The organism is Crystallibacter degradans (genome assembly GCF_012952295.1).
GTDB classification, from domain to species: domain Bacteria; phylum Actinomycetota; class Actinomycetes; order Actinomycetales; family Micrococcaceae; genus Crystallibacter; species Crystallibacter degradans.
Map to the genome: position 1 here is coordinate 233082 of NZ_JABBCH010000001.1, position 22037 is coordinate 255118.

Here is a 22037-nt window from a genome sequence, read left to right on the forward strand (position 1 = left end):
AAACGCGCCCAAAACATCGCCCCAAGTCAGGACGTTGCTTGAAGCCTAAACATGGACCGTTAGGCCTGAACATGGGTTGCAACGCGGCAGGCGCCCCCAGCCGGCCATAAGAAAACCCGCCCCGGCCTGAGCCGGAGCGGGTTTTTCTTGCGCGGGACCGCCGCGGGAGCGCGCCGCGGGAGCCTAGTGCTTGCGCTCGTAGCCTTCCCACTTGTCGGCGCGGTGCTCGCCGTCGACAAACCGGATGGTGCCGGACTTGGAGCGCATCACGATGGACTGGGTGCGCACCGTGTTGGGTGCGTAGCGGACGCCGCGCAGCAGGTCGCCGTCGGTAATGCCGGTGGCGGCGAAGTAGCAGTTGTCGCTGGTGACCAGGTCATTGGTGGTCAGCACGCGGTCCAGGTCGTGGCCAGCGTCGATCGCTTTCTGCTTTTCGTCATCGTTGGTGGGCCACAGCCGGCCCTGGATGACGCCGCCCAGGGACTTGATGGCGCACGCGGTGACAATGCCCTCCGGTGTGCCGCCGATGCCCATTAGGACATCGATGCCCGTGCCTTCGCGGGCGGCAGCAATGCCGCCGGCCACGTCGCCGTCCATGATGAACCGGGTGCGGGCGCCGGCTGCGCGGATCTCTTCGACCATCGGCTTGTGGCGGTCACGGTCGAGGATCATCACGTTGATCTGGTTGACCTTCTTGTTCTTGGCCTTGGCGATCAGGTGCAGGTTCTGCTTGATCGGCAGGCGCAGGTCCACCAGGTCGGCGGCCTCGGGACCGGTGATCAGCTTCTCCATGTAGAACACGGCCGACGGGTCGAACATGCTGCCGCGCTCGGACACGGCCAGTACGGACAGCGCGTTGTTGATGCCCAGCGCGGTCAGGCGGGTGCCGTCGATCGGGTCCACGGCCACGTCAACCTCGGGGCCGGAGCCGTCGCCGACCTTCTCGCCGTTGTAGAGCATGGGGGCTTCGTCTTTTTCGCCCTCGCCGATCACCACAACGCCGTTGAAGTGCACGGTGGAGAGGAAGGAACGCATGGCGTCCACGGCGGCGCCGTCTGCGGTGTTTTTATCCCCGTAGCCAACCCAGTGGCCGCCGGCGATGGCGGCAGCTTCGGTCACGCGGACGAGCTCCAGGGCCAGGTTGCGGTCCGGCCCATCGTCGGCGACAGCCAGGGACGGGGAAAGCGTTGAATACTGGGCGGCCGGTGCGGCTTTGGACACGAGAACCTCATCTTCGAGTGGCTTGGGCGCAGTTCCGATCGGGACTGCATCGGTTTTCCTGTACTTCTGATCATAGTCGCCGGGGCGCCTGCTAACTCTGTGATGACAGGCACGTCCGACTTATCCAGCACAGCCCAAACCCATTCAAGGCACGACGGCGGTGCGAGGGTGCCGTAGTTTAAGAGACGATAGAGGGGTGAATGAAGTACGCCCCGAAGATTCAGCCCAACCTGCAGCTACCCCGGTTCTGACGGCAAAACAGGCCAAACGCGCCAATGCCACCGTGACCGGCATGCTGATTGCCCTGGGCCTGACCATCGCGATCTTCCTGCCGATCTTCTTCCTGAACCCGGCCAGCAAGTCCGAGGTTTACGAACGTAACATTGACGTCTCCGGCACGGCATCGCAGGCCGCGGCCACCGCCGGCTACGAGCCGCTGACCGTCGAACTGCCCGAGCCGTGGCGTGCCAACTATGCCCGTTGGAACACTGGCGGCACCGGAGCAGTCCCCGCATGGGAGGTCGGCTACCTCACGCCCAAGGGCCAGCACATCGCCCTGACCCAGACGGACAAAGCCAATCCCACCTGGATTGCGCAGACCACCGACAACGCGCCCATCACCAGCGACCGCCAGGCCGGCGGGAAAAGCTGGGAACTGCGCGACCGCGGCGAAGACCGCAAGCACCTGGTGCTTGAGCAGGACGGTTTCACCGTGATCCTCAGCGGCGGCGCCGACCTTGACGAGTTCGACACCCTCGGCACTGCCGTGGTGGAGGAATTGGCCGAGAACGAGCCGGCCGAAAAGTAACCGGCGTAACGCAGTGCAACGGAAACGGCGTATCCCGCTCACGTCAGTAAAGTAAGCAGGGTGACCACTAACCTTTCCCCCGCACAAGCCTGGCAAAAACTGATCGACGGCAACGCGCGTTTCGTGAGCGGCGAGTCAATCCACCCGAACCAAGACGCCGCCCGCCGCAGCGAACTGGTCAACGAACAGCACCCGTTCGCCATCATCTTCGGTTGCTCCGACTCCAGACTCGCCGCCGAGATCATTTTCGACCTCGGTTTGGGCGACGCCTTTGTGGTGCGGACCGCCGGCCACGTCCTGGGCGATGCCGTCATCGGTTCACTCGAATACGGCGTCGACGTGCTCAACGTTCCGCTGATCGTGGTCCTCGGCCATGACAGCTGCGGCGCCGTCACTGCGGCGAAGAACACCGTGGAAACCGGCGAGATGCCCCGCGGAGGCCTGCGTGACCTCGTCGAGCGGATCACCCCTTCGGTGCTGGCCGCGCAGCGCGCCGGCTTCACGGATGTCAACGACATGGTGATCGAGAATGTGCGCCAGTCCACCGAACGGCTGCTGGACAGCTCGCGGGCAGTCTCCGAGGCTGTCGACGAAGGCAAGGTAGCCGTGGTCGGCGTCACCTACCGGCTGGCAGATGGCAAGGCAGAGTGTGTCTCAGGATTTGGTGCGCTCTAACGCCGTGGGAGAAACTGGGGGCATGACTTCCACTACTGCCGACTCCGTTGAGTACCGCATTGAACACGACACCATGGGCGAGGTCCGCGTCCCGGTAAACGCCCTCTACCGGGCGCAGACCCAGCGCGCCGTCGAGAACTTCCCGATCTCCGGCAAGACGCTGGAACGCGCGCACATCGAGGCGCTGGCCCGGATCAAGAAGGCCGCCGCTACCGCCAACGCCGAACTGGGCGTGCTCGACGGCGAGCTGGCCAAGGCGATCGAGGCCGCTGCCGACGAGGTCGCCTCCGGCAAGTACGACGGCGACTTCCCCATCGATGTGTTCCAGACCGGTTCCGGCACGTCGTCGAACATGAACACCAACGAGGTCCTCGCCGAGCTGGCTTCGCGGTCGCTCAAGGAGTCCGGCAGCGACAAGGTGGTCCACCCCAACGACCACGTCAATGCCTCGCAGTCCTCCAACGATGTGTTCCCCACCTCGGTCCACGTTGCCGCCACTTCCGCGCTGATCAATGACCTGATCCCGGCGCTGGACTACCTGGCCGCCTCGCTGGAGCGCAAGGCCGTGGAGTTCAAGGACGTCGTCAAGTCCGGCCGCACCCACCTGATGGACGCCACCCCGGTCACCCTGGGCCAGGAGTTCGGCGGCTACGCCGCACAGGTCCGCTACGGCATCGAGCGCATCAACGCCTCGCTCCCCCGCGTCGCCGAGGTCCCCCTGGGCGGCACCGCCGTCGGCACCGGCATCAACACCCCGGCCGGCTTCTCCGCCCGCGTGATCGAGCTGCTCGCAGCCGACACCGGCCTGCCGCTGATCGAGGCCCGCGACCACTTCGAGGCCCAGGCCAACCGCGACGGCCTGGTCGAAGCCTCCGGCCAGCTGCGCAACATCGCCTACTCGTTCATGAAGATCAACAACGACCTGCGCTGGATGGGCTCCGGCCCCAACACCGGCCTGGGCGAGATCGCCATTCCGGACCTGCAGCCCGGGTCCTCGATCATGCCCGGCAAGGTCAACCCGGTCATCTGCGAAGCCGCCATCATGGTCTCCGCCCAGGTCATCGGCAATGACACCACCATCGCCCTGTCCTCCACCAACGGCGCCTTCGAGCTCAACGTCGGTATCCCGGTCATGGCGGCCAACCTGCTCGAGTCCATCCGCCTGCTGACCAACACCAGCCGCGTCATGGCCGACAAGATGATCGACGGCCTGACCGCCAATGTGGAGCGCGCCCGCTTCCTGGCCGAGGCTTCCCCGTCCATCGTGACCCCGCTGAACAAGTACATCGGCTACGAGAACGCGGCCAAGATCGCCAAGCACGCGGTCAAGGAAGGCCTGACCGTCCGCGAGTCCGTCGTGGCACTGGGCTTCCTCGAGCGCGGCGAACTGACCGAAGAGCAGTTAGACAAGGCCCTGGACGTGCTGTCCATGACCACCCCGCCGCAGAAGTAAGCCCAAGTAGGCATAAGTAACCGCAACAGGTAGCGCCACCGGCGCAGACCTGCTGCACCACGCAAAGCGCCCCTGGTCCACGCCGGACCGGGGGCGCTTTGCTGTGCTGCCGGACACTTTGCTTTGCCGCCCGACCTTTGCTTTCCTCTGGCTCCTGTGGCGCAGGCCACTCAATTGCACTATCGCGGCGAAAGTGCAAAAATTCAACGGTGGTTGAGAGTACAAAGGACGACGGCGGCGGGAGACGCGAGCGCAAACGCACTGCAACGCGCGTGGCCATCACCGACGCCGCCCGCGCCCTCACCGCCGCGCACGGCGTCAACGGCTTCACTGTCGAGCAGCTCTGCGAAGAAGTCGGCATCTCGCGCCGCACGTTCTTCAACTACTTTCCGGGCAAAGAGGACGCCATCCTCGGGGATCCGATGGACCACATCCCGGAAGCGCTGGCGCAGGTGTTCGTCGAAGGCGGCGCCGGTTTTCCCGCCGACGACATCTCGCCGACCCTGCTGCCCGATTTCATCGAGCTCGCCTGCGCCATGATGGACCGTCTGGCGATGAGCCGGGAGGACGTAGTCCGGCTCCGGGACGCCATCACGGCCGAACCCAAGCTCCTGGACAAGGCCGTGCACGGATCCACGAAGGCCGAGGAGGCCTTCGCCCAACTGCTGGCGGCGCGGGAACGCTTGCTGCCCCAGGACCTGCGGATCCGGCTGGCTGTCGGCGTCATGACCGCCATCTCCAAGCAGGCCGGCGAAGAATTCTTCGCCCCGTGGAACACCCGCAGCTACCGCGAGGTCCTGACCGAAGCGGTGGACGCCGTCCGCACCATCATCCACCCGGCAGCCCACACGACCACCACCTGACCGCCCAGTCGCCGCAGACAACCCTGAGCCTGCAGCCGCTATCCTCACCAAGGAACCTTCATGACCGCAACCGCCGCACGGACCGAGGGCCCGCTGCTGCTGACCCAGAAACGCATCTGGATCATCTTCTCCGCGCTGATCGCCGGCATGATGCTGGCCAGCCTGGACCAGACCATCGTCTCGACGGCGATGCCCACCATCGTCGGCCAGCTCGGCGGCGTGGAGCACCAGACCTGGATCACCACCGCGTATCTGCTCGCCACCACGATCGTGATGCCGATCTACGGCAAGTTCGGCGACGTCATGGGCCGGCGCAACCTGTTCCTCTTTGCCATCGCGCTCTTTACGCTGGCCTCGGTGGGCTGCGCGTTCGCCCCGGACTTCTGGACCTTCGTGGTCTTCCGCGCCATGCAGGGCCTGGGCGGCGGCGGCCTGATGATCCTCTCCCAGGCCATCATCGCCGACGTCGTCCCGGCCAATGAGCGCGGCAAATATATGGGGCCGCTCGGCGGCATCTTCGGCCTCTCCGCAGTGGCCGGCCCATTGCTCGGCGGCTACTTTGTAGACCACCTGACCTGGCAGTGGGCCTTCTACATCAACATTCCCATCGGCATTATTGCCTTCCTGATCGCCTACTTCGCGCTGACCCTGCCGACCAAGAAGTCCGACAAGCGGATCGATCTTGCCGGCGTCGTACTCTTGTCCGCTGCCACCGCCTGCATGATCTTCTTCACCGACTTCGGTGGCCGCAACGACTACGGCTGGGGCGCCCCGCTGACCTGGCTCTTCGGCGCCGGGATGCTGCTGGCCGCCGTCGCGTTTGTCCTCGTGGAGCGTAAGGCGGAAGACCCGATCATCCCGCTGAGTCTGTTCAAGAACCCGATCTTCATCAACAGCACGGCCATCGGTTTCACCCTCGGCGTGGCCATGTTTGCCGCGCTGGCGTTCGTCCCGACCTTCCTGCAGATGTCCTCCGGCACCTCCGCCGCCGTCTCCGGCCTGCTGATGCTGCCGATGATGGTCGGCATGATGGGTACCTCCATCTGGTCCGGCCTGGCGATCACCAAGTCCGGCAAGTACAAGGCGTATCCGATCGCCGGCAGCGCGGTGGTGATCGCGGCGATGCTGTGGATGACCACGCTCGAAGCCGGCACCCCGATCTGGGTCATCTGCGCCCAGCTGTTCCTCTTCGGCGCCGGCCTCGGCCTGATCATGCAGGTAGTGGTCCTCGTGGTCCAGAACTCGGTCCCGGTGGACCAGATCGGCACCGCCACCAGCTCCAACAACTACTTCCGCGAGGTCGGAGCGGCCCTGGGCGTCGCCATCTTCGGCGCGATGTTCACCTCCCGCCTCTCGGAGTCGTTAACCAACGTGTTCACCGGCTCCGGGGCCTCGCCCGAAGCCGCGGCGAGCGCCACCGCCACCCTTGAACCGGCGGCGATGAGCCAGCTGCCCCAGCAGGTCCAGGACGGCATCGTCACGGCCTACGCCGAGTCCCTCGCGCCGGTCTTCTGGTATCTCGTGCCGTTCCTGGTCATCGCCCTCGTGCTGGCCATCACCATGAAGCAGATTCCGCTGTCCGACGTGGCCGGCATGGTCGCCCGCGGCGAGGCAATCGGCGGCGAGGAAGCCGAGCGGGAGGCAGCCCAGGCCGCCGGACGCAAGGATGAAAACGACGACGGCGCCCGCAGTCTCAGCGCACGAACTCCGGCACGCCGGTAGCCCGCAGTGCCGCGCGGAGCCGGGCACGGTGGTAGTCGGGCAGTTCCGGCAGGTCATCCAAGGCGAACCAGCCCACCTCGGCGGACTCGTCGTCGTTCACCCGGGCCTCGCCGGAAAGGTACCGGCAGCGGAAATTCAGCGTCAGGAACTGCGCCTGGTCGCCGTTGACGAATTCCATCGGGCCGCCGGCGAAAACCTCGGCCAGATGCTCCACCTCGGCCACCACGCCGGTTTCCTCGAACACCTCCCGGACGATCCCGACGGCGGGCTGCTCCCCCGGTTCCAGGATCCCGGTGATCAGCGTCCAGATGCCGTTATCCGCGCGCCGGCCGAGCAGCACCCGGTCCCTGTCGTCGAGTACCACGGCGGTGGCGCCGGGCAGCCACAACAGGTCCTGGCCGATTTTTTCGCGCAGTTGAAGAATGAAGTCCGGTGTAGGCATAGTTCCAACCCTATAAGCCGAGCGGGATCGCCATCGCCGCGACGGCGCCGAGGATCATGAACGGGCCGAAGGGGATGTTGGACTTCAGGGTGCCACGCCGGACCAGCAGCAGGGCCAGGCCGTACAGGCTGCCCAGCAGGAAGGCGGCGAAGGTCCCGCCCAGCAGATGCCCCCAGCTGAAGTAGCCCAGGTACAGTCCCAGCACTCCGGCCAGCTTGACGTCGCCGAATCCCATCCCGGCGGGGTACACGAAACGAACCGCGAAGTAGAAGATCCACAGCACCGCTCCCCCGGCGAGCAACCGCACCAGCCGGCCGGGCTCACCCGCGGCGAGCGCCGCCGTCGTTAGCAGTACTCCCGCCACTGCATAGGCCGGGAAGACGATGCGGTTGGGCAGCCGGTGGGTGCGCAGATCGATCCAGCTCAGCACGGCGCCGGTAGCCACCAGGTAGACCGCGGCAACCAGCAGCGCGGCGAAGGCCAACGGGTGGACGCTCCACAGCCGGGCCAGTTCCTGGATCATAGTTCCCAACGTACTTCACGGTCCGGCCCGCGGTGCAGTGTGAAGTCTTACACTGTGGATATGGATGCCGGGGAGATTCTGAACCACGTTGATGATGTCTCTGCGAAGAGCGCGGAGCTTTTCCGCTGCCTGTGCCGGTCTTCGCCGTGGAAATGGGAAACGCTGCGCTTCGAAGTCTTCGCGCATGATCCCGCGGTCCACGCCGACGACGACGGCGGGCCCTCGGACACTGCAACCGCGAACGACGGCGGAGCGGCCGCCGCCTCCGACACCTCCGCTGCCTCCAGCGTCTCCACTGCCTCCACTGCCTCCACTGCCGACGACGGCACGGGCACCGGGCTGCGTGCCTGGACCCGCCGTCCGGCGGCCCTCCGGGTTGAGACGACGGATGGCCGGCTGCTCTTCAGCACCACGGGCATCAACGATTCCAAAGGCGGATTCTACGTCAGCGCCACCCGCAAGTCCTGGCTGCTGCCGCCGAATCTGGTGACACCGGTGTACAACGACATCAACCTCGTCCGGCGGCGACCGGAGGCGGCCTATGGCGAGCCGGTCTTCGGCAACGGGCGCTGGTCCGCCATGCTGGATCCGGTAGAGCTGGCGGGCAATGCACCCGTGTCGTTCGAAGTCCCTTACGCCAATGTGGTGGAAATACTCTCGCTCGCTGAAGTCGACTACAACGGCCGCAAGGCGCTCGAAGCTGTCGTCTCGCCGAACCGGACCTACAGGCCCTTTGACCCGGCGCACCCGCTGATCGGGCCCGGCCGCTCCCTGGTCCGGATCGACTGGCAGACCGGCGTCTGCGTGTCCGCGGCCGCGCTGGATGGGCCGGATGCCGGCAGCGGCCACACGCTTCGCATCCTGGGCGTCGACGAATACATGCTCGATGACCTCTTCGTCGAAGTCAGCATGAACCTGACCGATGTGCGAGAGCACATCCCCTGGCCGCTGCAGCCGCACACCGCGTGACGGCACGGCCCGGCGGGCGCCGGCAGGCGTTGGCGGTCGCCTGGTCCACAGGCAGGCCCGGACCCCGGCTGTTGGGGGCGGGCAACCGGGGTCCGGGGTCTTACCAGGATGGCGCTGTCAGGCGCCGCACCTTTGGCCGGCGCGGACCATCCGTGGGCCGTTTGCAGGTTCAAGGTGTAGGAACACTCTCGCTGGACAGGCTTGGGAAAAACCTCGAACGCGCACTGTGACGTAGACCACCCCCCAAAATTGGGGTAACGGTCCAACCCCAATGGGGGCTGTTGCAGAACAGTAACGCACTGGAGGATGGAACCAGCATTCGTTGGGGGTGCTACCTACGAGGGGGACATCGTGGAGCAAATGTTAGCCGGGCATTGCATGCCCATTTCTGTTCGGATCATCGGTAATCTTCAGGTCCGCCGTGGCGACGCCGTATTGACGGCAGCCACGCTGGGCGGCCCGAAACCGAGGCAGATCTTCGAAATTCTACTGTTGAAGCTGGGTACTCCGGTCTCCAAGGACCGGCTCGTCGAGCTGCTGTGGGGAGGCCGGCCTCCGGGCGAGGCTCTGGCCACCTTGGAAAGCTACGTCAGCGTCCTGCGGCGCAATCTCCAGCCAGGCTGCGCCAAGACCGGTCCGCTGCGGACCGCCAACGGCGGCTACCTGCTGGAACCGTCCCTGGTGGAACTTGACCTGGCGCGTTTCAACGACCTGGTGGACCTCGCCGAGCACAGCAACCCGCAGCAGGCCTATGCCGCGCTGACGCAGGCGCTGAACGTCGGTTCCGGAACGTTGCTTAGCGACGAGCTCACACCGGAATGGGCTGAAGAAGCGCGCGACCACCACACGGCCACAGTGACGGCCGCCCAGATCCGGGCGGCCGAAATCGCCGCCGGCCTGGGACAGGCACACGAAGCGGTTCAGTGGTCCGAGCACGCGGTGGCATCGGAGCCGCTGAACGAACGGGCCTGGTCCGCATTGGTCACCAGCTTGGAAAGCGCCGGCCGTTACGCGGAAGGCCTGCAGGCCTACGACAAGTGCCGGCGGTTGCTGGACCGTGACCTCGGCTGCGCCCCGGGCCCCGCCCTGCGGGAAGCGCACGTGCGGCTGCTGCAGAAAACCGCAGAGACCGACGGCGAACTGTCCGAAGTCCTGGAGGCCCTGCTGTACCTGAACGAGCGGATGCGTGCCCAGTCCCTGCGCGAGAGCGCCATGGCGGCGGCGAACTCGCGGTCGCGCGGCTTCAGGACCGGCAGCAACCACGAATCGGCCAGCAGGATCATCAGTTCGTTCCTCAACAAAGCACTCGCCGTTAGCTGAGCATCAGGTACGCACCGCTTACGGTGCGGGCGCAGCAACAGGCAGGCTGCGCCGTCGTCAAAGTCTGTAACAGACCCCTGGCGGCGGCGCAGAACCACGGTGCTGCCGCAAAGAAGCTATGTACAAGCACACGCTGATAGAGCATACTCACTCTATGACCGTGTCGGGGGGCTTGGGTTGGGGACACTGCTATGACCGAAGAAAATGCACGGGATGTAGCCCGTGTTGTAGTCGTTGATGACCACACAACATTTGCGGAATTGTTGTCGGATGCGTTGGACCGGCAGGAGGATCTGGAGAACGCGGGTATCGCGGGCAGCGCCAAGGACGGCGTCGAACTGTGCCGCTCGCTGGAACCGGACGTGGTGGTGATGGATTACCACCTGCCGGATGGCAACGGGCTCGATGCCGCGGAACAAATACTCGCGCACAATCCGCTGACGCGCGTTATCGTGCTCACAGGGGATCCGTCGCCGGAGATTCTTGGACGCGCGGCCATCACCGGAATCTGCGGCTTCCTGCCCAAGGACGGCTCGCTGGCCACCCTGCTGGACACCCTGCGGCACGCCCGCACGGGTTCCCTGGTGATCCACCCGTCCCTGCTGGCCATCGCCAGCCGGCCCTCAGCCACTCAGCCCGCGGACACGCCGTCGCTGACCGAGCGTGAACGGCAGGTGCTGGGGCTGATGGCCGCCGGCCACGACGTGCGGGCCAACGCGAAGCATCTGGGCATCACGGAAAACACCTGCCGCGGCTACGTGAAATCCATCCTCGCGAAGCTGGACGCACACACGCAGCTTGAAGCCGTCGCCGTTGCCGGGCGTCTGGGGCTCCTGACGGCGGACAGGGATGGCTAGCGGGGCCCGCGGGGTACGCGACGACGCCTCCGCGGAAGAGGTCAGTGCCGAAGCCCGGTCCTCGGCGGAGCCCGCTTCGCCAACGTCCGATTCGGCGAAACCGTCTTCGCCCGAAGACCCCGCCGCTGCGCCCGCTTCACACACCCGGACGAAGCGGAGGCGATGGACGCCGGCACCGTCGGGCGCCGCCGGGTCCGGCGACCAGGGTGCGCCGCAACTGGTTCCCGAAAACTCCGAAATGCGGCGGGCGATCTGGAAGTTCCTCATCGGCAGCCTGGCGACGCTGCTGATTGTGGTGGTTCCCGTGGTCATCGGTGCCAGCGCCATCTCGCGCCAGCAAGCCATCGACCACGCGATCGAAAGAACCCAAAGCACAGCAGACTTCGCCGTGGCCCCGTTCATCGACGAACGGTTGCTGGCCGGTGAGCCGAATGCGCTGGACCGGATGGACCGGCTGCTTCAGCCACGGTTTGAACGCCACCGCATCTTGCGGATCAAGGTGTGGAGTTCCGATGGTGTCATCATCTACTCGGATGAACGCTCGCTGGTCGGCCAGCAGTTCGACCTGCAGCCCTGGCAGCAGGAGCTGCTCGCCGGGGACCACCCAGGCATCGCCCACTTTGAGCCCCAGACCGGTTTTGAGAACACCTTCGAAAGCGGACAGGGCGAGATGCTGGAAGTCTATGTCGCCACCGGGACCACCGGCAGTGAACCCGTGCTGTACGAGACGTATTACCAGCCCGACGAGGTGCGCGCGGACGAGAGGGAGATGATGCTGGGCATCCTGCCGCCGGTGCTCGGTGCGCTCGCCGTGCTCCAGCTCGTCCAGCTGGTCCCGGCCCTGCGGATGGCCCGGCGCCTGCAACGGGACAGCGCTACCCGACGTCAACTGCTCCAACGCGCCATCGAATCCTCTGAACTTGAGCGCCAGCGGCTGGCCCGGGACCTGCACGACGATGTCATCCAGGATCTGTCCGGCGTGGCCTACGCGCTGGAGTCTTTCGAACTGCAGGATCAACCGCCGTCCAAGGAGTTCCTCGCCCGGACGCGGGCGCTGGTCCAGGACAACATCAGCGCTCTGCGCGGCATCACCACCGAGCTGTACCCGCCGGATCTGGCCGACCTCGGTCTGGCCGGCGCCCTCGAGCGCCTCGGCGATCCGGTCCGAGCCCGCGGGCTGGAGTGGCACCTGCGGGTTGTCGGCGACCCCGCGCCGGATGCGCAGCAAGCGGCCCTGCTGTACCGTGCGGCGCGCGAAGCCATCACCAATGCCATCAAACATGCCCGCGCCAGCGTGATCAGCGTCGAACTCAGCCGGAGCGGCGACCGGATCCAGCTAGCCGTGTACGACGACGGCGAAGGCTTCGAGCGTTCGTCCGGAGCCCCGGAAGGCCACCTTGGGCTGCAGATCCTGCAGGACACCGTGTCCGCCGCCGGGGGCCGCCTGGATCTGCACACTGCCCCGCGGCAAGGCACCGAGGTCCTGGTGAGCCTGCCCGCCTGACAGAACTGGGCGACGGCTCGGCAGGACCGGTGTGGTAGACAAGACCAATGACGCAGCTGACCGATATCTGGCCCGTGCTCGGCCTGACTCTGACCACGCCCCGGCTGCAGCTGCGTCCGGTTGCGGATGCCCACATCCCGGCGATGGTCGATGCGGTGCTGAGCGGGATCCATGATCCGGATGCCTCGCCCTTCTCCTTCCCTTGGACCGACGCGCCACGCGAGGAGCTCCCGCGCAATACGGCCGCACACGTCTGGCACCAACGAGCCAAAACCACGGCCGGCAGCTGGTCGCTGCTCTTCGGTGTCTGGCAGGGGGACGATTTCACCGGCTGCCAGGAACTGATGGCAACCACCTTCGCCGAAACCCGGACCGTGAGCACGGGATCATGGCTCAAGCAGTCCGCGCAGGGGCAAGGGCTCGGCACCGAGATGCGCACCGCCGTCGTTCTTTACGCCTTTGATTTCCTCGGTGCCGAGGTTGCCGAATCGGAGGCGTTCGACTTCAACTCCGCGTCTCTGGGCGTCTCCCGGTCGCTGGGGTACGAGCCCAACGGTGTCTGGCGGCATTCCTCCGGCCGCGGCCACGTGCGCACTATGCAGCGCATGCGCTTGACACCGGAACAATTCCGCCGCCCCAGCTGGAGCCTGAAGACAGCGGGCCACCTCGCGGCGGCCCGCTTCCTCGGGCTCGAAGACGCCTGAAGCGGCGGCCTTAGCGGTACTCCCCTAGATCTCCGCCCCTTCCAGCAGTTCCGTCACCAGCGCTGCGATCGGCGAGCGCTCGGATCGGGTCAGCGTGATGTGGCCGAAGAGCGGGTGGCCCTTGAGCGTCTCCACCACCGCGGCGATGCCGTCGTGGCGGCCCACCCGCAAGTTGTCGCGCTGGGCGACATCGTGCGTGAGGACAATCTTTGAGTTCTGCCCGATCCGGCTCATCACCGTGAGCAGGACGTTCTTCTCCAGCGACTGTGCCTCGTCCACGATCACGTACGAGTCATGCAGCGAGCGCCCCCGGATGTGCGTCAGCGGCAGCACCTCCAGCATGCCGCGGTCCATCACTTCCTCCACCACCTCGGTGGAGACCAGGGCACCGAGCGTGTCGAAGACCGCCTGCGCCCATGGGTTCATCTTTTCCGACTCGGAGCCGGGCAGGTAGCCCAGCTCCTGGCCGCCCACCGCGTACAGCGGCCGGAACACCACGACCTTGCGGTGCTCGCGGCGCTCCAGCACGGCCTCCAAACCGGCGCAGAGTGCCAGCGCGGACTTGCCTGTTCCGGCGCGGCCGCCGAGCGAGACGATCCCGACCTCCGGGTCCATCAGCAGGTCGATCGCCAGCCGCTGCTCCGCGGACCGGCCGTGCAGCCCGAAGACATCACGGTCCCCCTTGACCAGCCGGACCTGCTTATCCGCCCCCACCCGGCCCAGCGCCGAGCCGCGGTTGGAGAGCATCACCAGGCAGGTGTTGGCCGGCATTTCCGCGGCCGCCGGAATGAACACCGGCTCGTGGTTGTAGAGGTTGTTGACGTCGTCCTCGAGCACGTCCAGTTCCGCGACGCCGGTCCAGCCGGAGTCCTTGACCAGCTCGTTGCGGTACTCGTCCGCCTGCAGCCCCATGGCGGATGCCTTCACGCGCATCGGCAGGTCCTTTGAGACCACCGTGACGTTCTTGCCCTCGTCCGCCAGGTTCTTGGCCACCGCCAGGATCCGGCTGTCATTGTCCCCGCCCCGGAAACCTGCCGGCAGCACGTCGGGGGAAATGTGGTTCAGCTCCACGCGCAGCGATCCGCCCTCTTCCCCAAGTCGGATCGCCATATTGAGTCCGCCGTGTTCAATCCGCAGATCATCCAGCAGCCGCAGCGCCTTGCGGGCGAAATAGCCCAGCTCGGGATCGTGCCGCTTGCCCTCCAGCTCGGTGATGACCACTACCGGCAGGATGACTTCATGTTCGGCAAAGCGCATCAGCGCCCGCGGATCGGAGAGCAGAACGGAGGTGTCCAGCACAAAGGACTGCACGGGCTCCGTTGCTCCGCCGGCCGGTTCTGCCGCCGCCTGGGCAGCAACAGAAAGACCGTCCGCCGCAGCAGAAACATCTGTTTCGTTTGCCTGGCGTCCGGTCTCGGCGACTTGACTCATATTCTCAGTGGTGGCCACTTTAGCTCCCGTCCGGAGCGCTGGCGCTCCGAATGATCTGGGTCAGGGTGAGACGGTCCGGCCACCTGGCCGTTACCGGCCTCCCCCGCTGCTTCGTGAAAAGCGGCATATGGTGGCCTCCCGATCAATCTGCGGTTTTGCTGACTGATAGCTCCAAACTACGCCCCTGTCATTTACCGCACAACTGCTTTTGGGCAACCTGTGGAGTAATTCACGGTGAACGAACGACGACGGCGCGTGGCCGGCTTATTTACGCGCCGAAACGGCGCTGCCGGCTCGCGTAATCGCGCAGTGCGCGCAGGAAATCCAGCCGGCGGAAATCGGGCCAGAGCGCCTCGCAGAAGTAGAACTCGCTGTAGGCGCTCTGCCACATCAGGAAGCCGGAGAGCCGCTGTTCTCCGGAGGTGCGGATGACCAGATCCGGGTCCGGCAGGCCACGTGTGTAGAGGTAGCGGGAGATGTCGTCCACATCGAGCGCGTCCGCCACGGAGTTCAGGTCCTGGCCGTCCCGGGCCGCGGTGTAGAGCAGGCCCTTGACCGCGTCCACGATCTCCCGGCGGCCGCCATAGCCGATCGCAACGTTGACGTGCACGCCGTCCACGCCCTTGGTCTGTTCCGCCAGCTGGCAGACCTTGTCGCTGAGGTATTCCGGGAGCGTTTCGAGCGCGCCGACCGGGCTCACCCGGACGTTCTTCCCCTCGCCGAGCCGGTCCAGCGTGTTGGCAATGATCCCCATGAGCTGTTCCAGTTCCTCACCGGAACGGTTCATGTTGTCGGTGGAGAGCATGTAGAGGGTCACCACTTTGACCCCGAGCTCGTCGCACCAGCCCAGGAACTCCAGGATCTTCTCCGCGCCGGCCTGATGGCCTTCGCGCGTGGGAGTGCCGGCGAGCTTGGCCCAGCGGCGGTTCCCGTCGACGACGACGCCGATGTGGCCGGGGATCCGCTCCTGTGCCAGGGTCCGCTGCAGCTTGCGTTCATAGAGGCGGTACACCACAGCCGGAAGTCTCAACTGTGCACCCGCCCTTTCCTTGTCAGCAACCAACGGAGAAAATACTATCGCTTCCGCTACCGGTCCACGTTCCAGGTTGCCTGCGGCCAGGCTTTCATCCAGCGGCAATGCCGCTCCACGTGGCGGTGAGGTGACGCATCCCACTGGAATAGAATGCGCATATGACTCCTCGCGGTACCTTGCCTCCCGATTCCTATGACCGGGACCCGGAACAAAACGACGGCCCCCTCGAGTCCGCGGTCGAAGAAGTCGCCGATGCGCTGAACATCAAGCCCAAGCTGCGCGGCTGGCTGCACGCCGGAGCCACGCCGCTGGCGCTGATCGCGGGCATCATCCTGGTCAGCATGGCTCCCACCCCGGCCGGGAAGCTGACCTCCGGGATCTACGCGCTGACGGGCCTGCTGCTGTTCGGCGTGAGCGCTGTCTACCACCGGGGCGACTGGGAACCCAGGACCAAGCTGATCCTCAAGCGGCTGGACCACACCAACATCATGCTGGTCATCGCCGGCTCCTACACCCCGCTGGCCTGGGCACTGCTGGAGCGGCCCAAAGCGACGCTGCTGCTGTGGCTGATCTGGTGCGCAGCCCTCGCCGGAGTCGCTTTCCGGGTGCTGTGGCCCCACGCGCCCCGCTGGCTCTATGTGCCGGTCTACATCGGCCTTGGTCTGGCCGCACTTTTCTATCTCCCGGACTTCTACTCCGCGGACCCTGCCGCCACCATCCTCATCTGCGTCGGCGGTGCCTTCTATATTGCCGGCGCAGTGTTCTACGGCCTGAAGAAACCGAACCTCTCGATCGCGTGGTTCGGTTTCCATGAACTGTTCCACGCGTTCACCGTGGTCGGCTTCGCCTGCCACTTCGCCGCCATCATGATGGCCGTCCTGGGCGCCGACGCCGCCTCCTAGCCGGCAAGTTCGGCGACGAGCTCCTCCACGCTGCCGACCGGCCGGCGGCACACCATGCCCCGGCACACGTAGGCCAGTGCGCCCTCGGCGGGCGCCGGACGACCCGCCAGCAGCGGCACAACGCTCTCTGCCGTCTCGCCGTTTCCAGCAGTCCCACCGGCCCCGGCGGCTCCCCCGCTCCGGCCAGTTCCCCCAGTTCCCCGGGCGACCGCCATGCCGGGCAGCCCGGCCTTCCGCGCCGCCCGCACCAGTTCCGCGACCGTATCCGCTTCCCCCACGACGGCCAGTTCCACCGGTCCGGCGAGCAGGGCCTGGGCCACGGCCATGCCCCAGCCCGCCGCCCGCGGCACTTTGGGAGCGGCACGTTCCAGGTACTGCAGCAGGTTCTCCGCCAACCCGCGGTGCTCGGTCGATCCGCTGTAGGCGGCGTAGGTCAGCAGTACCCCGGCGAAAAGATTCGCCCCGCTGGGTGTGGCGCTTTCCAGCGGATCCGCCGCACCACGCTCCCCTGCGGCGGCCGATAGCTGTGCAGGACGGGCCGCGGAGTCGCTGAGCACGCCGTCGCGCAGGAAAAGCCCGCGGGTCCGCAACACCAACTGTTCGGCTGCGCGGTACCAGCGTTCCGCTCCCGCTACGGCGTACAGCGCGAAGAAGCCTTCGGCGCAGCCGGCATAGTCTTCCAGCAGCCCCTCGATGCCCTGCGCCGCGCCGTCGTGCGACACCCGGGCAAGGCGTCCGCCGTCGTCAAGGTGCACCCGGAGCAGATAGTCCGCTGCGGCCTCGGCTGCCGCCAGCAGGTCCGGCCGGTCCAGCAGCTCGGCTGTTTCGGCCAGGGCAGCGATCGCCAGTCCGTTCCAGCCGGCGACGATCTTGTCGTCCCGCGCCGGCTGCGGGCGGCGGTTGCGTACGTCCAGCAGCGCGGGCTTGAGCGCGTTCCACCGCTGCTGCTCAGCGGAATCCAGCCGGCGTCCGGGATGCAGCGGCGAGCCCATTTCGCTGACCGTGCCCCGCGCCCCGACGTTCATGGTTTCCGCCGCCCAGGCCCCGTCCGCCCCGAGGACGTCGTCGAGCTCGGCCACCGACCAAAGGTAGGTGGCGCCCTCGTGGTGCACCCCGTCCACCACCGTGTCCGCGTCCAAGGACGAGGCGAAGCCGCCGCCGGGCATGCCGAGCCGCGACACCATCCAGTCCGCCGTTTCCGATGCCACCGCGGCGCCCAGCTCCCGGTCCGCTCCCGGTGGGGACTGCATAGCCCACTGTGCGTAGGCCCGCAGCAGCTGGACGTTGTCGTACAGCATTTTCTCGAAGTGCGGCACCGACCACTGCCGGTCCACCGCGTAGCGGGCGAAGCCGCCGTCCAGCTGGTCGTAGAGCGCCGAACCGGCCATGGTCGCCAGCGTCCGCCCGGCGAGCCCGTCCGCCAGCCCGGCCGTGGAACTGCCGCTGGCCGCGTGCCGGAGCAGGAACTGCACAACCGACGACGGCGGGAATTTAGGCGCGTCGCCAAAGCCGCCGAACTGCCGGTCTTCCTGCTGCGCCAGCAGCCGGACCCCCTGCTCGAGGTAGGTCGGCAGTTGTCCGGTCCACCCGCCGTCGGGCACCTGGACCAGGTTCCCCAGCAGCTGCCGGTTGCCGTCTTCGGCCCGGCCCAGCGCCTCCGACAGTGCCGTGGCGCTTTCCTCGACGCCGCTGCGCCGCTGGGTCCACGCCTCCGAGACCGCGGCGAGGACCTGCCGGAAGGAGGGCATGCCGGAGGCCGGCCGCGGCGGATAGTACGTGCCCGCGTAGAACGCGCGGCCATCCGGCAGGGCGAACACGCTCATCGGCCAGCCGCCCTGGCCGGTCATCGCCTGCGTCGCCGCCATGTAGACGGCGTCAACGTCGGGGCGCTCTTCCCGGTCCACCTTGATGCTGACGAAGTGTTCGTTCAGCTCGTCCGCGGTGGCCTGGTCCTCGAACGATTCGTGCGCCATGACGTGGCACCAGTGGCAGGCTGCGTAGCCGATGGAAATGAAAACAGGCACGTCGCGCAGACGTGCCTGCTCAAAAGCCTGGTCGCCGAACGGCCACCAGTCCACCGGGTTGCCGGCATGCTGGCGCAGGTAGGCCGAGGCCTCGCTGCGCAGTCTGCCGGCCATGATCAGCTACCCCACGCGATCCGGGCCGGACTTGTCCCCGCGGGATTCATCCGCGCGCTTGCCGCCGGTGATCTTTTCATCGAGCCCGTCCTGCAGCCGGAACTCGCGCCCCGTGTCCGCAGCGGAGCCGCCCGGCCGGCCTTCGCCGTCGTCATTCTGGTCTGCTGCCTTCCGCTCTGCTGCCTCGAGCACGGCGGCTTCCTCAACCTGCTGGCGGTAGCGCACGCGACGGATCCGCCGGGCCATGTCCCAAATCAGCAGGATGATGGCTGCAGCCAGGAAGAAGGTGGCGAAGAAGCCCCAGGCGCCGGGCGTGACCTGGTCGGGGTCAAGGCCCGGACGCAGCGAGGGCTCGTCGTTCGGGGCTGCGGCGGCAAATACGTGCAACAGGTGCAAAAGTCAGTCTCTTTCTGGCAGAACCCGGGACAAATCGCCCGGAATAGGCACAAGGTGCCCGGAAAATCAGGTGGTGCTGTCTCTATCGTATGCCAGCGAAGAAGTCCGTTTCCGGCACCGAGGTTTCCACCCGGGCGTCAACCAGCGTGTAGTCCTCCCACGGCCAGACCTTGCGCTGCATATCCGGCGATACGGCGAAGAAGAAACCGTCGGGCTCGATCTGCGTGCGGTGGGCCAGCAGGGCGCGGTCGCGGTGCTCGAAGAAGTCCCCGCAGTCGATCTGCGTGGTGGTCCGGTGGACCGGCATCGGCGGCTGGTGCCCCTCGGCATCAGCCTCCTGCCAGGCCGCAATACGCGCGGCATACGGCGACTGCAGGCCGGCCTCTTCGAGGGCGAAGTGCAGGGCGCGGAACCGCTCGGGGTTGAAGGCGCGGTCGAAGTAGAGCTTCAGCGGCGTCCAGGGTTCGCCGGCATGGGGGTAGCTCTCGGCGTCGCCGGCGGCGTTGTAGGCCTCCACCGCAACCTTGTGCGCCATAATGTGGTCCGGGTGCGGGTAGCCGCCGTTCTCGTCGTAGCTGATGATCACGTGCGGCTGGAACTCGCGGACCAGGCGGACCAGCGGCGCCGCGGCGCGCTCCAGCGGCAGCGTGGCAAAGCTGCCGAAGGGCAGCGGCGGCAGCGGGTCGCCCTGCGGCAGGCCCGAGTCGACGAAACCAAGCCAGCGGTGCGCAACGCCAAGCTCCTTGGCGGCGTCGGCCATTTCCAGCCGGCGCAGGCCGGGCAGGTCGCGCAGGGCGTGCGGAACCGCGGCCACCTCCGCGTTCAGGATGTCGCCCCGCTCACCGCCGGTGCAGGTGACGACCATAACGTCGACGCCGGCCGCAGCGTAACTGGCCATCGTCGCCGCACCCTTGCTCGACTCATCGTCGGGGTGCGCATGGACCGCGAGCAGGCGAAGCCGGCCCCCGGAACTGCTTCCCTTGGGTGCCACGCCGGGCTGTGCGGGGATGCTCACGAAAGACTCCTGGTGATCTACGGACGGACTAGGACTGAATTCTGAAGGGACCGGGGCGTTCCCGGGACACGATAAAGTGGTGGTGTGAGCACCACCGGACCCACTCCCACGGACACTTCGTCCGGCTTAAGCGTAGCCAATCGCTACGGCACCCCAAAGCGCGGGCTCAGCGGGAAAGCCAAAAAGTGGATGGCCATCGCCGCGCTGGCTGTCGCCGTCGTCATCGCTGGCTGGATGTCCTTCTCCATCCAGGGCTCCGAGGACGTCTCAAGCACCGACGTCGGATTCAATCTTAGCGACGACGGAACAGTAGCGGTGGACTTCCAGGTCATGAAGGATGCGGACGCCACGGCGCAGTGCGCGGTCCAGGCCTTGAGCGAAAACTACGCGATCGTCGGCTGGAAGGTTGTCACCATCGGCCCCAACGCCGAGGACGAGGGAGCAGCCAGCGGCCGCACCACGGCACACCGCGTAGAACTCCGGACGGAATCCCCCGCGACTACCGGCGGCGTCGACAGCTGCTGGATTGTTGATTGACCCGGCCGAAGCCGGCCCGGCGGTCCTTCCCGTGATGCGCGTGGTGCCCCTGCCGAAGCGGGTGTCAAAATCCGAAGCAAATGTTGCAGCTCGGTCTCGGTTATTGGGATTTGCTTCTGTGATTGACTAGACTTATTCAAATACATTCCACCCCGCCCATCAGGTGACTAAGGAAATTCGCTAGACGAGTCACCAGTATGGCGGGGTCTTTGCATGGAAGCGGCTGCCACCAGGCGGCCGTTTCTGCAATAAGTAACCGTGCCGGAGTCTCAGCTTTGAAAACCGGCAGTAACTAAGGAGAAGTACGTGTCTACATCCAGCGCATCCGTCGCCTGGCTCACCCAGGAGTCCTACGACCGCCTGAAGGCTGAACTGGATCATCTCTCCGGCCCCGGCCGGACGGAGATTGTTGCCCGTATTGAGCAGGCCCGTTCCGAGGGAGACCTCAAGGAAAACGGCGGTTACCATGCAGCCAAAGAGGAACAGGGCAAAGCGGAGGCACGCATCCGGCAGCTGACCGAGCTGCTTCGCAACGCGCACGTGGGGGAAGCACCTGCCGATGACGGCGTTGTCGAACCGGGCATGGTTGTTGAAGCCAAAGTCGCCGGCGACAAGGAAACCTTCCTGCTTGGCAGCCGCGAAGTTGCCGGCGACGCCGCCATCGACGTCTACAGCGAGCGGTCAGCCCTCGGCGCCGCAATCCAGGGCCTCAAAGCAGGCGACAAGACCACTTACACGGCCCCGAACGGCAAAGAAATCACGGTGGAAATCATCTCCGCCAAGCCGTACAAGGGCTAAAGCAGCATCCGGCCAGACCGGATTCGAATGGCGGGTTCCCCACCGGGAGCCCGCCATTTGTGTCAGCAGCTCTTTGCCGACGGCGCCAAAATAACGACGGCGGCAGTTGGCTTTAACTGCCCACGCGCCGGTTCCGGCGCCGGGAATCCTTGCGCAGCAGGACGGCCGCCAGCACTCCCCCAACCGCCCCGAAGAGGTGGGCCTGCCACGAAATGCCGGACCCCGGCGTCGGCAAGACGCCCCACAGGACCGAGCCGTAGAACATGAAGATCACCACGGCCAGCAGAATCTGCTTCCAGCTGCGGTTGTAGAACCCGCGCACCAGCAGGTACGTCAGGAAGCCGAAGACCAGTCCCGAAGAGCCCACAGTCAGGCCCGCGCCGGTGAGCCAGACGCCGACGCCGGATACCAGCCAGCTGGACGCGAGGACTGCGACAAACCGGCGCACGCCCTCCAGGAACACCAGGAACCCCAGCACCACCAAGGGCAGATTGTTGCTGAGCAGGTGACTGAAGTCCGCGTGCAACAGCGGCGAAAAGATGATGCCGTCCAGCCCGTAGAGCGTCCGCGGGATGTTTCCCAGCAGAAAATTGAGCTCGCGGCCGGTGGACACGTTGACTATCTGAACGCCCCACAGCACGGCAGTGAGAACCCCGAGCACCACCAGTCCCCGCCGCGCCCGTGACGCTTGGGTCCGGGGCGCCTGGCCTGAAGAGTCAGCCATGG

22 protein-coding genes are annotated in these 22037 nt (G+C 66.3%); 13 read left to right on the forward strand and 9 right to left on the reverse strand.

The window, feature by feature from the left end; genetic code table 11:
- Window positions 1–183 precede the first annotated feature (183 nt).
- Window positions 184–1221 carry a class II fructose-bisphosphatase gene (gene glpX, locus HGO92_RS00975; protein WP_169991052.1) on the reverse strand — a complete coding sequence of 346 codons (1038 nt, stop codon included), beginning with the start codon at window positions 1219–1221 and terminating at the stop codon, window positions 184–186.
- Between the two features lie 196 nt (window positions 1222–1417).
- On the opposite strand from glpX, the gene HGO92_RS00980 reads away from it, so the two are divergent.
- The 5 genes from HGO92_RS00980 (at window position 1418) to HGO92_RS01000 (ending at window position 6742) form a co-directional block, all read left to right on the forward strand.
- Window positions 1418–2029 (forward strand): DUF4245 family protein, encoded by a 612-nt coding sequence (locus HGO92_RS00980; protein ID WP_169991054.1) that lies wholly within the window; start codon window positions 1418–1420, stop codon window positions 2027–2029.
- 60 nt (window positions 2030–2089) lie between these two features.
- Window positions 2090–2704, forward strand: a complete 615-nt coding sequence (locus HGO92_RS00985) for a carbonic anhydrase (protein WP_169991056.1) — start codon at window positions 2090–2092, stop codon at window positions 2702–2704.
- Window positions 2705–2726: 22 nt separating this feature from the next.
- Window positions 2727–4157, forward strand: coding sequence for a class II fumarate hydratase (locus HGO92_RS00990; RefSeq protein ID WP_074699222.1), 1431 nt, complete (start codon window positions 2727–2729; stop codon window positions 4155–4157).
- A 209-nt stretch (window positions 4158–4366) separates the two neighbouring features.
- On the forward strand, window positions 4367–5020 hold the full coding sequence (locus HGO92_RS00995; protein ID WP_169991057.1) for a TetR family transcriptional regulator: 654 nt from the start codon (window positions 4367–4369) through the stop codon (window positions 5018–5020).
- Window positions 5021–5080: 60 nt separating this feature from the next.
- The gene (locus tag HGO92_RS01000) at window positions 5081–6742 is read left to right on the forward strand and encodes an MDR family MFS transporter (RefSeq protein ID WP_169991059.1); all 1662 of its coding nucleotides are present in this window, start codon (window positions 5081–5083) and stop codon (window positions 6740–6742) included.
- Here HGO92_RS01000 and HGO92_RS01005 read toward each other — a convergent pair.
- Complete coding sequence (locus HGO92_RS01005) at window positions 6714–7184, reverse strand: NUDIX hydrolase (protein ID WP_169991061.1); 471 nt, start codon at window positions 7182–7184, stop codon at window positions 6714–6716. The two genes, HGO92_RS01000 and HGO92_RS01005, sit on opposite strands and share 29 nt — an antisense overlap.
- 10 nt (window positions 7185–7194) lie before the next feature.
- Entirely contained in the window at window positions 7195–7707 is a 513-nt protein-coding gene (locus HGO92_RS01010) for a prepilin peptidase (RefSeq protein WP_169991063.1), read from the reverse strand.
- A 60-nt stretch (window positions 7708–7767) separates the two neighbouring features.
- On the opposite strand from HGO92_RS01010, the gene HGO92_RS01015 reads away from it, so the two are divergent.
- From HGO92_RS01015 to HGO92_RS01035, 5 genes are all read left to right on the forward strand, one after another.
- Window positions 7768–8676, forward strand: a complete 909-nt coding sequence (locus HGO92_RS01015; protein WP_169991065.1) for a hypothetical protein — start codon at window positions 7768–7770, stop codon at window positions 8674–8676.
- A gap of 378 nt (window positions 8677–9054) precedes the next feature.
- Window positions 9055–9996 (forward strand): AfsR/SARP family transcriptional regulator, encoded by a 942-nt coding sequence (locus tag HGO92_RS01020; RefSeq protein ID WP_240974325.1) that lies wholly within the window; start codon window positions 9055–9057, stop codon window positions 9994–9996.
- Window positions 9997–10187: 191 nt separating this feature from the next.
- Window positions 10188–10853: a response regulator transcription factor gene (locus HGO92_RS01025; RefSeq protein WP_169991067.1), complete on the forward strand. Its 666-nt coding sequence runs from the start codon at window positions 10188–10190 to the stop codon at window positions 10851–10853.
- Window positions 10846–12357, forward strand: a complete 1512-nt coding sequence (locus HGO92_RS01030) for a sensor histidine kinase (RefSeq protein ID WP_169991069.1) — start codon at window positions 10846–10848, stop codon at window positions 12355–12357. Before HGO92_RS01025 ends, HGO92_RS01030 begins: the two co-directional genes overlap by 8 nt.
- A gap of 47 nt (window positions 12358–12404) precedes the next feature.
- Window positions 12405–13061, forward strand: a complete 657-nt coding sequence (locus HGO92_RS01035; protein WP_169991071.1) for a GNAT family N-acetyltransferase — start codon at window positions 12405–12407, stop codon at window positions 13059–13061.
- A 24-nt stretch (window positions 13062–13085) separates the two neighbouring features.
- Here HGO92_RS01035 and phoH2 read toward each other — a convergent pair whose 3' ends face one another.
- A complete protein-coding gene (phoH2, locus tag HGO92_RS01040; protein WP_240974326.1) occupies window positions 13086–14492 on the reverse strand; it encodes an RNA 5'-3' helicase PhoH2 in 1407 nt (468 codons plus the stop codon).
- A 268-nt stretch (window positions 14493–14760) separates the two neighbouring features.
- On the reverse strand, window positions 14761–15522 hold the full coding sequence (locus HGO92_RS01045; protein WP_169991073.1) for an isoprenyl transferase: 762 nt from the start codon (window positions 15520–15522) through the stop codon (window positions 14761–14763).
- 161 nt (window positions 15523–15683) lie between these two features.
- Between HGO92_RS01045 and trhA the strand changes: the two genes are divergently transcribed.
- A complete protein-coding gene (gene trhA, locus HGO92_RS01050; RefSeq protein WP_169991075.1) occupies window positions 15684–16427 on the forward strand; it encodes a PAQR family membrane homeostasis protein TrhA in 744 nt (247 codons plus the stop codon).
- Here trhA and HGO92_RS01055 read toward each other — a convergent pair.
- The 3 genes from HGO92_RS01055 to mca all read right to left on the reverse strand — a co-directional run bounded on the left by HGO92_RS01055 (window position 16424) and on the right by mca (window position 19976).
- Window positions 16424–18565: a thioredoxin domain-containing protein gene (locus tag HGO92_RS01055; RefSeq protein ID WP_169991077.1), complete on the reverse strand. Its 2142-nt coding sequence runs from the start codon at window positions 18563–18565 to the stop codon at window positions 16424–16426. The two genes, trhA and HGO92_RS01055, sit on opposite strands and share 4 nt — an antisense overlap.
- Before the next feature lie 6 nt (window positions 18566–18571).
- Window positions 18572–18961: a hypothetical protein gene (locus HGO92_RS23405; protein ID WP_205834081.1), complete on the reverse strand. Its 390-nt coding sequence runs from the start codon at window positions 18959–18961 to the stop codon at window positions 18572–18574.
- Window positions 18962–19043: 82 nt separating this feature from the next.
- Window positions 19044–19976: a mycothiol conjugate amidase Mca gene (gene mca, locus HGO92_RS01065; protein ID WP_440915672.1), complete on the reverse strand. Its 933-nt coding sequence runs from the start codon at window positions 19974–19976 to the stop codon at window positions 19044–19046.
- Window positions 19977–20060: 84 nt separating this feature from the next.
- Between mca and HGO92_RS01070 the strand changes: the two genes are divergently transcribed.
- Both HGO92_RS01070 and greA read left to right on the forward strand, forming a co-directional pair.
- The gene (locus HGO92_RS01070) at window positions 20061–20513 is read left to right on the forward strand and encodes a DUF4307 domain-containing protein (RefSeq protein ID WP_346768806.1); all 453 of its coding nucleotides are present in this window, start codon (window positions 20061–20063) and stop codon (window positions 20511–20513) included.
- A gap of 306 nt (window positions 20514–20819) precedes the next feature.
- A complete protein-coding gene (greA, locus tag HGO92_RS01075) occupies window positions 20820–21311 on the forward strand; it encodes a transcription elongation factor GreA (protein ID WP_169991078.1) in 492 nt (163 codons plus the stop codon).
- A 112-nt stretch (window positions 21312–21423) separates the two neighbouring features.
- Here greA and HGO92_RS01080 read toward each other — a convergent pair whose 3' ends face one another.
- Window positions 21424–22035, reverse strand: a complete 612-nt coding sequence (locus HGO92_RS01080; RefSeq protein ID WP_169991080.1) for a rhomboid family intramembrane serine protease — start codon at window positions 22033–22035, stop codon at window positions 21424–21426.
- Window positions 22036–22037: the final 2 nt, after the last annotated feature.